Origin of the sequence: Bacillus cereus group sp. MYBK139-1 (assembly GCF_051916915.1) — a bacterium.
Classification (GTDB): Bacteria; Bacillota; Bacilli; order Bacillales; family Bacillaceae_G; genus Bacillus_A; species Bacillus_A pacificus.
Window position 1 is genome coordinate 630,212 of sequence record NZ_JBQAHO010000001.1, and the last position, 12,345, is coordinate 642,556.

Genomic DNA, 12,345 nt, shown 5'->3' on the forward strand with positions numbered 1-12,345 from the left:
ATGAAAGGTCTACATAATGAAAGTATATAACATATTAATTGTTGAAGACGATTTAATTATAGGAGATTTATTACAAAAAATTTTACAGCGTGAGAAGTATAATGTGTATTGGGAGAAAGAGGGAAAGAAAGTTCTTGATATAATTCATGAAATAGATTTAGTCGTAATGGATGTTATGTTACCAGGCGAAGATGGTTATCAAATTACAAAGAAAATAAAAAATCTAGGATTAAATATTCCAATTATATTTCTATCAGCAAGGAATGATATGGATAGTAAACTAAAAGGTTTAACTATTGGAGAAGAATACATGATAAAACCTTTTGACCCTAGAGAGTTGTTGTTAAGGATTCAGAAAATGTTAGGTAATCAATATGGTATGTTCACGCAAATTAACCATGTATTTATAGATGCAGAATATAAAAGAGTTTTTATTAATGATTTGCGTAATGAAGTTGCTTTTACAGCAATTGAACGTAAAATATTCTTCTATTTATATGAAAATAGAGATAGAATTTTATCGAAAGAACACTTCTATGATTACCTATGGCAACTCGAAGATAGAAATCAAAATATCATGAACGTACATATAAAGAAAATCAGAACCAAAATTGATGATAAAACAGGTGATATTATTCAGAACATATATGGAGAAGGGTATAGATTAAATACCTATATGAAGAAATGAACTTAAAGAAAAAATATCAGTTACTATTATTCTCCGCTATTATTAGCGTACCACTGTTATTGTTGTTGATTAGTATCTTTGTATCAGTTATTTATAATGCTGTCTTTAAAACTAAAAATAAGAACATCCCTTTTCATGAATCCTATGCATATCCTACTATGTTAATCATATTTTTGTTATCACTATTAGTATTAGCTTTTGTATTTTCAAGGTCGATTAACACCGTATTAAATAAAATTAATATATTAAATCAAACAATTCGAGATTTAGCGAGTGATAAAAAAATCCCTAATATAATAGATGTTAAAAGCGATGATGAAATGGGAGAACTGATTAAATCAGTAAACTTGCTTATAGAAAGAACAACTTATCGAGAATTGGAACTACAACAACAGGAACAAATAAAAAAGGAACTATTAAATAAATTACGGCATGATATTAATACACCCTTAACAGCGGTCAGATTACAATTATATTATTTAGAAGGTGAGTACAAGGAACAAGCACCAGTACTTGAATCACTGTATGAGCAGATACAATATATAAGTGATTTAACTAACGAATTTAATATGCAATCTACCGAAACCTTAGAGAATACTTATATTGTGCATGATGAAGTGAATATACATAATTTAATAGAAAATATGATTAAAAAATGGAGCTATTTGTATAGCATTCATAAAATTGAATTAGTATATAATCCACAAGATAAAGAGTTGATATGGAATAGTAATGAGTTATGGATTCAAAGGCTATTTGATAATATTTTTCAAAATGTCCTTAAACATTCAAAAGCTAAGAAACTTAAAATCATTATAGATGAAGATATTGTTTATTTTAGAGATAATGGGATTGGGTTCGATATAAATAGTAAAGGAACAGGACTTGGTTTGAAAAATATTGAAGATATATCAAAGATGTTTGATATAAAATACACTTTACAATCAAATAGTGAGGGGACAATGTTTTCATTTGAAAATACTAAAGTTTAGAGGAAATTACATAAAACCAATACATCCCAACCATACTAATAAAATGTTTTGGAGGTGAGTTTAATGGACAAAAAAGATTTTGAAAAAGTGTATAATGATTACTTACATCAAGGAGAAGAGCAAGCTCAATTTGAAGTAGACCATGAAGTCAATTCAGAAGCAGAACAAATTGTTGCCGTTCGTAAAAATGATGATGGGGATTTAATAGCGTTTAAAACAAGTAGCGGGAGAGAGTTAGATTATATGACTGCTCTTGAAGAAGCAAAATCAGGGAAGTTAGCTCATGTGGATGTATTTCATAAGTATGGCAGAGATATTATACGTAGTGAACCTGATGGAATAAAAGAAAATAACCTAGATAATTTACCTTCATTTTAAACGGGTAAGCCTTAAGAAGAGAATGTTCATTTGGATATTCTCTTCTTTTCTTTCTCTACAAATAGACGGTTTTCTACAGTGCGATCATACTTTTAAAGAGCGCTCTAAAGTTCTCTTTATCTTCTGCTGTAAATGGTTTCGGTCCTTTTGTACGCTTACCGCTTTTTCGAACCATTGCACTTAAATAACGTGTTTGTAATAGTTGGTCAATGTTTTCATTCGTATACTTGTACCCTTTATGATGAAGAACGATACAGCCTTTTGCTAAAGCAAGCGAAGCAAGACCGTAATCTTGTGTTACGATTAAATCTTCTTTTTGGGCTAACTGCATAATTCGGTAATCCGCAGCATCTGCTCCAGAATCAACATAAATTGTTTCCACGCCTTTTGGCTGCTCTGCATTAGAATAATGAGAAAAGCTTGTAACGAGGGTAACAGGAATTTCTGCCTTCGTAGCTTCAAAAATAATCACATCTTTTACAGGGCAAGCATCTGCATCAACATAGATTTTCATTGGTATCACTCCTATAACTAGGTTCGTGTTGATGATAATGGTAGATTTAGTTTTTGTCAAACGAGGGTTTTGTATCTAAAGTTACTTTTCACAAACCAAAATAGCCTCACGCAAACGAGAAACCCCTTCCTCAATTTGATCAATATTCACTTTTCCATAAGATAAACGAATATAACCATCTTTCGCGCCGAAAATACTCCCCGGCATAAAGGCTATTTCTTGTTTTAAGCTTTGCATAATGAGTTGTTTTTCGTTTATCGGTTCTTTTAATTTTCCCCATATGTAAATACCACCAGTAGGGTTGGAAAAAGAGATTTTATCATGAAGTTGCTCGTTTAGGGCACGGACGATAACGTTTCTTTTTTCTGCTAGTTGTTTTCGTAACGGTACGATATGAGACTGAAATGGTACAGTTTCAAAAAATTGCTGCATAAGCCACTGTGGGAAAATGCTCATACCTAATTCCATTTGATGTCGTGCGTCAGATAACCTTTCTACTACCGATTGCGGGGCGACAAGCCAGCCGACTCGTAATCCCGGTGCAATCATTTTTGATAAAGAATGTACATAGATGACTGTTCCATTTTCATCTATTGATTTTAAAGTAGGGCAAGGTTGTTTTTTTTCTAACGTAAGTAAACTAGACGGATCATCTTCAACAATCGCAATTCGTAAGTCTGCACAAAGTGATAATAGTTTTTTTCTACGGCTTGGATGCAGCATTGTGCCTGTAGGATTTTGGAAGTTTGGATTTAAAAAGATCATTTTAATACGATGCTTCCGATATAGCTCTTGCACATCATCTGGATTAATACCGTGTTCATCGACAGGTAACGGGAAAATACGAATACCTGCTGATTGGAATAACGGTAAGGAATAACAGTGTGAAGGACTTTCAAAAGCAACAGCATCACCTGGATTTAATAAACATTGTACGATAAGGTGCAAGGCTTGCTGTGCGCCAGAAGTAATCATAATGGACTGTTCAGTCGCTTCAACTTTTAAATATTCCTTCATATATTTTACGACCGCTTGTCTTAGTGGGAGATAGCCTTGCGGGTGATCATAACTTAATGAATGCGTTAACGGTTGTTCTCGTAAAATCATTTGTAGTTGATCGTGAGGATAGAGGTTACAACCGAGCTCTCCGTTTGCAAAATCTATAATATTTTCATTTTGTTGTATTTCTGCCCGAATATGGCGAAGTAACGGTAAGTTTGGTAAAAATGTACCGCCTTCTACGAAATTTCTCCAGTTCGGCGTTAATGTTGGAGAAACGCCCCACATATGTGTACTCACTCGTGTTCCTTTACCAGTCGTACTTTCTACAATTCCCATAGCACGAAGTTCATTATAAGCAGTCGTTACTGTACTTCGGTTTACATTTAACTGTGTAGCTAATTTCCGTTCGGAAGGGAGGAAGCTACCTGGAGGAAGTTCTCCATATGTAATACGTTTCTCAATAAAGTCAACAACTTGCTGATAAATAGGGATTTTACTGTCGCTATCTAGCTTCCATTCCATAAAAAACGCCTCCGTAACTCTTATATACATTTAGTATAACAAATTGGCTGGGTAAAAAAACAGCCAATTGGACGGTGTTATATCCAGCCAATTTTACTATGCTAAATATGGAAGGGGAGATTCGGATGAAAAGATGGCAAATGGAATGGCTCCTAGTATCAGTAGCATTAGTATGGGGAGCAAATTATACAATTGGAAAGTATGGTGTGGCATTTATGTCATCCATTCAATTTAATAGCTTACGATTTTTAGTAGCATCACCGGTATTATTACTTATTACATTTTTAATGGAACGCTCATTACGTATTGAAAGAAAAGATTGGTTACGATTAGTAGCAGTCGGTATCGTTGGTACGACAATGTATCAAACGATGTTTATGCTATCTGTGAAATATACTTCAGCAACGAACGCCTCATTATTAATTGCGATGTCACCTATATTTACAGGAATATTAGCGGTATTGCACAAACAAGAACGCTTTTCGATGAAAGTACAAATTGGTTCAATAGTAGCGTTTATTGGTGCAGCATTCGTTTTATTAACAGGACATACAGGAGGAGCTACTTACGAGTATGCATGGCTCGGAAATATAATTGGATTAGTCGCAGCAATTGCGTGGGGATGGTATCCAATTTTAGCACAACCTCTTATTACAAAATATTCCGCAATGAGAGTCACATCTTGGTCTACTTTAATTGGAATTGTACCTCTCGTTATATACTGTTTATTCAACGTAAACACATTAACATGGCCAGTAGATACGCTAAGCTGGGGATCACTAGTATATTCAATTGTCTTTGCGACCATCTTCGGACTAGCAATGTGGTATGTCGGTATTAGTCAAATAGGCTCAACGAAAGTAATGGTTTATATGTATCTTGTACCACTATTCGCAGTTATCTTTGCAGCAGTAACAATCGGAGAGCAAATTAATATGATGCAACTCGTTGGTGGACTTATCATCTTTATCGGCTTATACGTTGTAAAAAAAGGCGGAATGAAAAAGCCAGCTCTCAATTTGAAAAAAGTAAGCTAACAGTAAAAAGGATCTCTTTCATATAGAAGGAGATCCTTTTTTATTTCGTAATAAAAGCGCTTGTTCAACCGCCCATTTTTGATGATCATGAAGTAGAAGTTCTACAGTATGTAAAGGAGACATCCATCTTAGGACGTGATCCTTCTCACAGTTTTCAGTTTGTTTCTGCACCATGTTCGCAATATAAAAGAACCCATCATTTAAATAATAAGTATCTTCCTTTTCAGCATAAAAATACCGCATTGCATTACCGATATACCGATCAATTTCAATGGACCATCCTAATTCCTCTAGTAGTTCACGATGTAAGCATTCATCTTTTGTTTCGGTACCTTCCATACCGCCGGCGGGTAAAAAGTAGCGTTCTCCTTTTTGGATAATAGCAATCTTTAAAGAGGTTGAGTTAAAAATAATTGCATAACAACTAGGTCGTAATACATATTGCTCAGTAGGCTTTTTATAACCAAAAGTAAGTTTAGATATCATAAAACACGACCTTTCTCTATAAAATACATAAAAGGGATATTAAGGTAAAAATAGAATTTTATAAATATAATCATAAAAGATAGGAGTGGTAACAACATGATAAATCGAAAATGTTCAAGATGTAAAGAAATAACCGGTACATTGCATGGTGGTAAAAAAATTAAGGAAGAATTTTTGTGTGAAGATTGTCTGCAAAAAGGAATTGAGAGTGGGGAAATCGAATTATCACAAGTGGAGCAAGAACAAACTTCGTATCTTTCTATAAAAATATTAAAAATAATGAGTGTGATTTATTTAATAGCATCTATTTTTATGGCTTTTTCAACCGGTCCATTTATACATAATATAGGATTTGATGAAATGTCCATTTCAGGCCCAGAATTAGGTTTAATAAGTATTGTTATGCTAGGTTCTTTATTCCAGTCTGTCCTTGTATTTTGCGGAATATGGGTATTCATCCTATTAGTAGAAACAGTCATTAAAATTTATGAAAAAATGAAGTGAGTGAGAGGGAGAAACATATGCGAGTAAGAAACATTCAAGGGGAAGATTATGTAAAGATTCATTCTGTTTTAAATGATTGGTGGGGCGGGAGAGATATGGCAGCTATGTTGCCAAAACTGTTCTTCGTTCACTTTCAAGAAACGAGTTTTATCATTGAAGAAGAAGGCGAAACGTTAGGTTTCTTATGCGGATTCTTTTCGCAAACGCATAAAGAGGAAGCGTACGTTCATTTTATCGGAGTAAATCCGAAGTATAGAAGAAGGGGAATCGCATCGACATTGTATTCTTACTTCTTTGATGTTGCGCGTGCAAACAATCGTAAAGTTATAAAAGCAATCACATCACCGGTTAATAAAAAATCGATACAGTTTCATAGGGAGATTGGCTTTCAAATTGAGGCTGGGGATGATGAGATAGAGGGTGTATCGGTACATACAAATTATGATGGGAACGGTGGTAGTAGAGTATTATTTTTGAAACATGTGTAAAAGTAGGCTAGCACAAAGTTAGCCTTTTTGTTGTGAGGAGCTAGAAGTATGGAGAGTAAACAAAATAGAAATGAGTATTTACAGCGCATATACAAAGTACAAAATTATATAGAATCACACATAAATGATTCACTTTCAATTGAAGAGCTAGCCGATGTAGCAGGATTTTCAAAGTTTCATTTTCATCGGATTTTTAAAGGAATAGTAGACGAGCCGTTATCTCGGTATGTGAATCGCTTGAAGTTAGAAAGGGCAACAAATCTACTTACATATCGCCCGGATATGACGATTACAGATATCGCTTACCATTTTGGTTTCACAGATTCAGCAGTTTTCTCCCGTACATTTAAAAATTATTACGGAGTAAGTCCGTCTCAATATCGAAACGACAATAGCAAGAATTGCAAAGACGTAAGAAGAACTTCTCAATACAATGAATGTAAGAAGGTTCGAGGGAATGTTGAAATTGTAACAGCGGACGATATAAACGTCTCATACATAAGACATATCGGTACATATGAAGAGTTAACTATAGCTTTTCCGAAAATGATAGAGAAACTATTTCATTACGCAGCCAAGCAAAACTATCATGTATTTGAGGATACGAAAGTATTAACCATTTACCACGATCATCATGAATTTACGGAGGACAATCATTTAAGAACAAGTTTATGTATAACAATTCCGGGTGAATCTGCAATAGAAACGAATGACATTGGAATAATGGTAATACCTTCAGGCAAGTATGTAGTAGGACATTTTGAAATATTTCAAGATGAATATAAAAGAGCATGGGACTTTATATATGGTGAGTGGCTGCCAAATAGCGGATATAAACCGAGAGACTCGTATCCTTTTGAAGTATATAGAAATGATCCAAAGCAGCATCCCGAACATAAACATATAGTTGATATATATGTACCTATCGAACCTTTTTAATGATAGGTTAAAGGGGAAGGAATAATGAAAACTGCTGAAAAGTTAGATCAGATTATACAAGAAGAATATGGAAATGTGAATGGTATGTTAGTAGTGCAGAAAGGTAATGTTATTTTTGAAAAATATTATAAGGGACACGGTCCAGATGATGCGTTTCATGTAGCGTCAGTTACAAAAACGATAATCTCTGCGCTAATTGGGATATGTATAGATAAGGGATATATATAAAGCGTTGATCAAAGAGTAATAGAGTTTTTCCCGGAATATAAACTTAAGGCATCTGAAGTAACAGTACGCCATCTTCTAACAATGACAGCGCCATATCCTTTTGTAGACTGGCAGGAACCGTTAGAAGAACTATGTACACAACAAGATTGGATACAATATACGTTAAATAGGATAGGAAACGGCGGAGAAATTGGATTTTTTAAATATTCATCTGCAGGAGCTCACATACTATCAGCAATTATAACGAACGCAACAGGAAAAAGTGCACGTGAATTTGCGAATGAATACGTATTTCAGCCACTCGGCATGAGAGAAATTCCAAACTACAATATGAAAGCATTTGGATTCGATGACTTATTCGGAAAAGATGTAAAAGGATGGGTTCATGATCCAAATGGTATTTCGACAGGCGGCTGGGGACTAACGTTAACGGTTAAAGATATGGCTAAGTTTGGACAGCTGTATTTGAATGAAGGTACTCATAATGGAAAACAAATTCTATCAACACCATGGATAAAAGAATCGACAACAATGAACCAAAATCAATATGGTTACTTATGGTGGTTACGAGAAGAGGCTGGAATCTTTTCATACTGTGCAATGGGCGATGGTGGGAATGTGATTTGTTGTATTCCAGAGAAGGAACTGGTGGTGGTGATTGCTTCTGAAGTCATACCGAATGCAAGGGATAGATGGGAATTGATTGTGAAATATATTCTTCCTTATACAGAATCAAATAAATAACGGAAGCAAAAAGATGGTGTGAATGGGAGTTTCATACTATCTTTTTGTTTTATGAAGGAAAGTTCATGAGAAGGTAAGTTCTGTGTAAAGTAATGTAAATATTAGGATTTTTAAATATCTTCTTGTTTTCTTTATGTATAATGAGGACAAGGCCTAAAAATACTTAAATATTTAAGTGAATATTTTAAAAAGGAGATTAAGGATATATGAAAAGCTTACTTCAAAAAACTTTAGCTACTACAGGGATTACTGCTTGTTTATTAGGTATGGTTTCTTCCGCTTCATTTGCTTCAATTAGTTGGGATTCTTATGGGGAATGGGACGGAAGTGGAGGAAAGGCTACAGGATACGCCTACACTACGCAAACAAATGAACCTCATTTTTACAAGATGACTGTAAGGGCTAGCTTTGATGATGGGTCTTCTAAAGAGGTAGAAAAGAATAATGCTAAAATTACAGATCGTGTGAACGTTAAAGTTTCATCCAGAGGGCCAATTACCACTGGCTATTCGGGTCATGAATGGGTAATGAAAGGGGATAGTGCCTATACCTCTAAGGAAATGGTAATTAGATAACAATCAACAAAAACCGTGACAAAGGATAAATGCCTTTTTCACGGTTTTTAAAATGAGGAGGATATATGAATCTAGTATTAAAAGAAATAGTGGTAAACAAAACAATATTCATTATGTTATTTATTGCATTTGTATTGACAATATGGCCGATACTTATAGCAATGTCGACGAAAGATTATTATGATGAGAAATTTTATGATAGAAAAAATGGTTATTTTAATTATTACTATTCCGTTCAACTTACTAATATGGGGGAAATCAATTTCAAACAGTTTCAGACGTTAGTAGAATCTGATTTTAAAAATGCTAGTGTTATTACAAATGATATTCGTACTACTATTCCAGATATCGGCCGAGTAACAATGAATGGTCTCCTTAATAAAAATTGGTCTCCACCTTTGCTAAAAGGTTCTCAGATGGGACAAGATGAAAAAAATAGTGTAATAGTGGGGAAGAAAATTTATAAGGATATGGAAACAATAAAATTATTTAATAAGGAATATATAGTTAAAGGCGTAGCTGGAGAAAATACTGGATATGAGTATAATATTAAAATTTACGTCTCTCTAAATGACATGCCAGATGAAGTGAAACAGATGATACAAAAAGATAATACATTCCAAATGATTGTTCGTTCTAACGAAAACCCTAAAGAAGAGATAGAAACTTTCATACAGCATATGAAACAGAACAATAAAGATATAAATGCCAAAGTGATTAGTGAAAAAGAGAACTATGAGAAAGAAAAAAACACAAGTAAAGCCGTGAAAGAGTTACTTAGTTTTCCATTTAGGCTTTTTTGTATAGCTTTCATTACCAGTATAATAGTAAGTTATTATTGGATTTATACGAAGAAAAAAAGTCTGTCGTTAAGGAAAGCTTTGGGAGCAAGTAATGTAAATCTGTTTATTTTTATATTTAGTCAATTATTTTTATGTGCAATCGCTGCATCAACCTGTGCAATATGCATACAATGGATTTTTAGCACTTTGAGTGAAAATATTGTAGAGTTTACAAGTTATAGCATTAGTTTACAGTCTACTCATATTGTAATGTGTGTATTTTTTTCACTTACTATAGCTTTTATCCTCTCTGTAATACCATTTGTATATGTGCTTAAAAGTGAACCTGCTAAAGCGTTAAAGGAGTAAAAATGATGAGAATAAAAAGTGCGTTCCTAGCATTAAAAAAGAGATTTCTATTTTCCGTACTTCTTCTAATACAGATTACATTTGGATTAGCAACTATAACGAGTTCAATTAATGTATTTTATAATTTACACCATCTAAATGATAAAGCCAGCTCAGTATTAAATGTGGATAAAACATATTTAGTTACTTTTGAAAGGACGACAGATAGGTTACAAAGCGATCAATTTAATAAAGAGCAAATTCAAGCGGTTTATAATACAATTCATCAAAATAAAGATGTGATTTCGTATGGTACATACGAGGAGAGTTTAATTGAAATAGAATTAAGTAATAGGCCACTTCAAAATAGTATGATTGCTGATTTGAAACATAAAACGTTTCACGATGACAGACCTACTGTTCAAACAATTGTTGTTGATGAAAATTACTATAAATTGTTAGGTTTACCTTTAAAACCTGAAGAGGGTTTCTTGCATGAAGATTTTCCAAAAAATAGTGAAGAAAAAACAAAAGTATTAATGGGTTCTTACTTTAAGAAATATTTTCAAGTTGGGGATACAATTAATAATCAATATACAATTATAGGCTTTTTACCAGAGAATAAATTTATCGTAAATAATAATACAACGAACGTTTATTTGAAGTTGGATTATGCAATGATAATGCCTATGTCATCTGATAGATATGAAAATTATGAAGCGATGTTTTTAAGACTGCATCAAAGTACAGTTTTACATTTACGAAAAGATGCAGATGTAAAGAAACTAGAAAAATCAATTCAACTTAAAGGAAACGGCGGTACGTTTTATTTGAAAAATTTAGGTGATGAAATAAATATAGATGTTACTCTTAATAGTTATTCTGAAATACCTCAACTTATAGTAGGAATCTTATTCATTCTATTCTCGATCGTCGGAATGGTAGTAACAACCATCGTTTCTATCTTGATGAGAAAGAGGGAATTTGGTATAAAAATAGTTTTTGGCGAAAGTAAATTTGGAATGTTTATTCAAATTGTTATAGAAAACATTATTGTAGCAATAGCTGGCTTAGGAATGTCAATAGCTTACTTTTCATGGGGATATGGTAATCTGCTGCAAATGTCAAAGGATTTTAAAGCAGTATCCGCATTAGACTTTAAATTGGACATGCCTATATTACTTTTAGTATTTCTTTTCTTATTACTGATCATCATTGTATCAAATGTAATTGTCTTCTTATTTATTAGAAAACTCGAACCGAAAACATTAATAGGTGGGATGGAATAATGGGTTTAATTGTATTGAAAGACATTAAGAAGGTGTATAGTAACAAGAACCATAATACGTTCGCGTTAAACGGTATAAACTTAACGATAAATAAGGGCGAAATGATAGCGATAATGGGTCGGTCAGGTTCAGGGAAAAGTACCCTATTAAATGTTATCGGGTTAATTGATATGCCAAATGAGGGTGAATATACGTTAAATGAAAAAACATTAACTGAAATTAGAGCAAATAAAGTTCATAAAACAAGAAATGAAATGATCGGATTTATTTTTCAATATTTTGCATTGTTAAAAGAACATACTGTACTGGATAATGTAGTGCTACCACTCACATATAGAAAGCTAGAGCAACGGGAAAGAGAAAATAAGGCGAAGTTCTATTTAGAAAAAGTAGGATTAAAAGAACATATGCATAAAACACCCGACGAGCTATCAGGTGGACAACAGCAGCGCGTCGCAATTGCAAGAGCGTTAGTAGGTGAACCAGAATTAATTTTGGCGGATGAACCAACTGGAAATTTAGATAGAAAAACAGGAGAAGAAATTATGAATCTACTGTTACAACTGAATGAAGAAGGACGAACAATTATTATTGTAACGCATGATATGGAAGTAGCGAATAAGTGTAATAGAATTATTGAGTTAGTTGATGGGGAAATTGTGCAGAGTTAACAATTAAACTAAGATACATCAAAAAAATTGTTTTTTATTTAAGAATCCATGTTGATTTATTTTTCAAAATGGATTCTATTTTTGTTTCTAGAATTAAAGTAAAATAACAAATCCCCCGTAACTTTTTATGATAGAAATTCGTTTAACAAAAGAAAGGA

Annotated in this window: 14 protein-coding genes and 1 pseudogene; 12 read left to right on the forward strand and 3 right to left on the reverse strand. The window is 33.3% G+C overall.

From position 1 onward, the window contains the following. The first annotated feature begins 16 nt into the window (after positions 1-16). From ACTFRS_RS03135 to ACTFRS_RS03145, 3 genes are all read left to right on the forward strand, one after another. A complete protein-coding gene (locus ACTFRS_RS03135) occupies positions 17-688 on the forward strand; it encodes a response regulator transcription factor (RefSeq protein WP_134197792.1) in 672 nt (223 codons plus the stop codon). After that, positions 685-1,680, forward strand: coding sequence for a sensor histidine kinase (locus tag ACTFRS_RS03140; protein ID WP_196470632.1), 996 nt, complete (start codon positions 685-687; stop codon positions 1,678-1,680). Before ACTFRS_RS03135 ends, ACTFRS_RS03140 begins: the two co-directional genes overlap by 4 nt. A gap of 63 nt (positions 1,681-1,743) precedes the next feature. Beyond that, complete coding sequence (locus ACTFRS_RS03145) at positions 1,744-2,058, forward strand: DUF3892 domain-containing protein (RefSeq protein ID WP_000358165.1); 315 nt, start codon at positions 1,744-1,746, stop codon at positions 2,056-2,058. A gap of 73 nt (positions 2,059-2,131) precedes the next feature. Here the strand turns inward: ACTFRS_RS03145 and ACTFRS_RS03150 are convergent, their stop codons facing one another. Continuing rightward, a complete protein-coding gene (locus ACTFRS_RS03150; protein WP_242293280.1) occupies positions 2,132-2,572 on the reverse strand; it encodes a YaiI/YqxD family protein in 441 nt (146 codons plus the stop codon). Between the two features lie 81 nt (positions 2,573-2,653). Further along, the gene (gene pdxR, locus ACTFRS_RS03155; protein WP_000454912.1) at positions 2,654-4,096 is read right to left on the reverse strand and encodes a MocR-like pyridoxine biosynthesis transcription factor PdxR; all 1,443 of its coding nucleotides are present in this window, start codon (positions 4,094-4,096) and stop codon (positions 2,654-2,656) included. A 125-nt stretch (positions 4,097-4,221) separates the two neighbouring features. Between pdxR and ACTFRS_RS03160 the strand changes: the two genes are divergently transcribed. Beyond that, a complete protein-coding gene (locus ACTFRS_RS03160) occupies positions 4,222-5,133 on the forward strand; it encodes a DMT family transporter (RefSeq protein ID WP_139865989.1) in 912 nt (303 codons plus the stop codon). 18 nt (positions 5,134-5,151) lie between these two features. Here the strand turns inward: ACTFRS_RS03160 and ACTFRS_RS03165 are convergent, their stop codons facing one another. Beyond that, positions 5,152-5,619: an NUDIX hydrolase gene (locus ACTFRS_RS03165; RefSeq protein WP_318160618.1), complete on the reverse strand. Its 468-nt coding sequence runs from the start codon at positions 5,617-5,619 to the stop codon at positions 5,152-5,154. A 96-nt stretch (positions 5,620-5,715) separates the two neighbouring features. On the opposite strand from ACTFRS_RS03165, the gene ACTFRS_RS03170 reads away from it, so the two are divergent. The 8 genes and pseudogenes from ACTFRS_RS03170 to ACTFRS_RS03205 all read left to right on the forward strand — a co-directional run bounded on the left by ACTFRS_RS03170 (position 5,716) and on the right by ACTFRS_RS03205 (position 12,187). Then, positions 5,716-6,123 carry a DUF3980 domain-containing protein gene (locus ACTFRS_RS03170; protein ID WP_016717861.1) on the forward strand — a complete coding sequence of 136 codons (408 nt, stop codon included), beginning with the start codon at positions 5,716-5,718 and terminating at the stop codon, positions 6,121-6,123. Positions 6,124-6,140: 17 nt separating this feature from the next. After that, positions 6,141-6,611 carry a GNAT family N-acetyltransferase gene (locus ACTFRS_RS03175; protein WP_318160619.1) on the forward strand — a complete coding sequence of 157 codons (471 nt, stop codon included), beginning with the start codon at positions 6,141-6,143 and terminating at the stop codon, positions 6,609-6,611. Positions 6,612-6,659: 48 nt separating this feature from the next. Further along, complete coding sequence (locus ACTFRS_RS03180) at positions 6,660-7,550, forward strand: AraC family transcriptional regulator (protein WP_318160620.1); 891 nt, start codon at positions 6,660-6,662, stop codon at positions 7,548-7,550. Between the two features lie 24 nt (positions 7,551-7,574). Next, positions 7,575-8,522, forward strand: a pseudogene (locus ACTFRS_RS03185) (serine hydrolase domain-containing protein). A 206-nt stretch (positions 8,523-8,728) separates the two neighbouring features. Next, entirely contained in the window at positions 8,729-9,097 is a 369-nt protein-coding gene (locus tag ACTFRS_RS03190) for a hypothetical protein (RefSeq protein ID WP_318160622.1), read from the forward strand. A gap of 65 nt (positions 9,098-9,162) precedes the next feature. Then, positions 9,163-10,248 (forward strand): ABC transporter permease, encoded by a 1,086-nt coding sequence (locus ACTFRS_RS03195; protein ID WP_001055046.1) that lies wholly within the window; start codon positions 9,163-9,165, stop codon positions 10,246-10,248. 2 nt (positions 10,249-10,250) lie between these two features. Next, the gene (locus ACTFRS_RS03200) at positions 10,251-11,516 is read left to right on the forward strand and encodes an ABC transporter permease (RefSeq protein WP_318160623.1); all 1,266 of its coding nucleotides are present in this window, start codon (positions 10,251-10,253) and stop codon (positions 11,514-11,516) included. Beyond that, positions 11,516-12,187 (forward strand): ABC transporter ATP-binding protein, encoded by a 672-nt coding sequence (locus tag ACTFRS_RS03205; protein WP_318160624.1) that lies wholly within the window; start codon positions 11,516-11,518, stop codon positions 12,185-12,187. Before ACTFRS_RS03200 ends, ACTFRS_RS03205 begins: the two co-directional genes overlap by 1 nt. The last annotated feature ends 158 nt before the right edge of the window (positions 12,188-12,345 follow it).

What these genes read in the sequence shown, in the direction of transcription:
- ACTFRS_RS03135 (WP_134197792.1), top strand. Translation starts at nt 17, where the DNA reads ATGAAAGTATATAACATATTAATTGTTGAAGACGATTTAATTATAGGA.
- ACTFRS_RS03140 (WP_196470632.1), top strand. Translation starts at nt 685, where the DNA reads ATGAACTTAAAGAAAAAATATCAGTTACTATTATTCTCCGCTATTATT.
- ACTFRS_RS03145 (WP_000358165.1), top strand. Translation starts at nt 1,744, where the DNA reads ATGGACAAAAAAGATTTTGAAAAAGTGTATAATGATTACTTACATCAA.
- ACTFRS_RS03150 (WP_242293280.1), bottom strand. Translation starts at nt 2,572, where the DNA reads ATGAAAATCTATGTTGATGCAGATGCTTGCCCTGTAAAAGATGTGATT.
- pdxR (WP_000454912.1), bottom strand. Translation starts at nt 4,096, where the DNA reads ATGGAATGGAAGCTAGATAGCGACAGTAAAATCCCTATTTATCAGCAA.
- ACTFRS_RS03160 (WP_139865989.1), top strand. Translation starts at nt 4,222, where the DNA reads ATGAAAAGATGGCAAATGGAATGGCTCCTAGTATCAGTAGCATTAGTA.
- ACTFRS_RS03165 (WP_318160618.1), bottom strand. Translation starts at nt 5,619, where the DNA reads ATGATATCTAAACTTACTTTTGGTTATAAAAAGCCTACTGAGCAATAT.
- ACTFRS_RS03170 (WP_016717861.1), top strand. Translation starts at nt 5,716, where the DNA reads ATGATAAATCGAAAATGTTCAAGATGTAAAGAAATAACCGGTACATTG.
- ACTFRS_RS03175 (WP_318160619.1), top strand. Translation starts at nt 6,141, where the DNA reads ATGCGAGTAAGAAACATTCAAGGGGAAGATTATGTAAAGATTCATTCT.
- ACTFRS_RS03180 (WP_318160620.1), top strand. Translation starts at nt 6,660, where the DNA reads ATGGAGAGTAAACAAAATAGAAATGAGTATTTACAGCGCATATACAAA.
- ACTFRS_RS03190 (WP_318160622.1), top strand. Translation starts at nt 8,729, where the DNA reads ATGAAAAGCTTACTTCAAAAAACTTTAGCTACTACAGGGATTACTGCT.
- ACTFRS_RS03195 (WP_001055046.1), top strand. Translation starts at nt 9,163, where the DNA reads ATGAATCTAGTATTAAAAGAAATAGTGGTAAACAAAACAATATTCATT.
- ACTFRS_RS03200 (WP_318160623.1), top strand. Translation starts at nt 10,251, where the DNA reads ATGATGAGAATAAAAAGTGCGTTCCTAGCATTAAAAAAGAGATTTCTA.
- ACTFRS_RS03205 (WP_318160624.1), top strand. Translation starts at nt 11,516, where the DNA reads ATGGGTTTAATTGTATTGAAAGACATTAAGAAGGTGTATAGTAACAAG.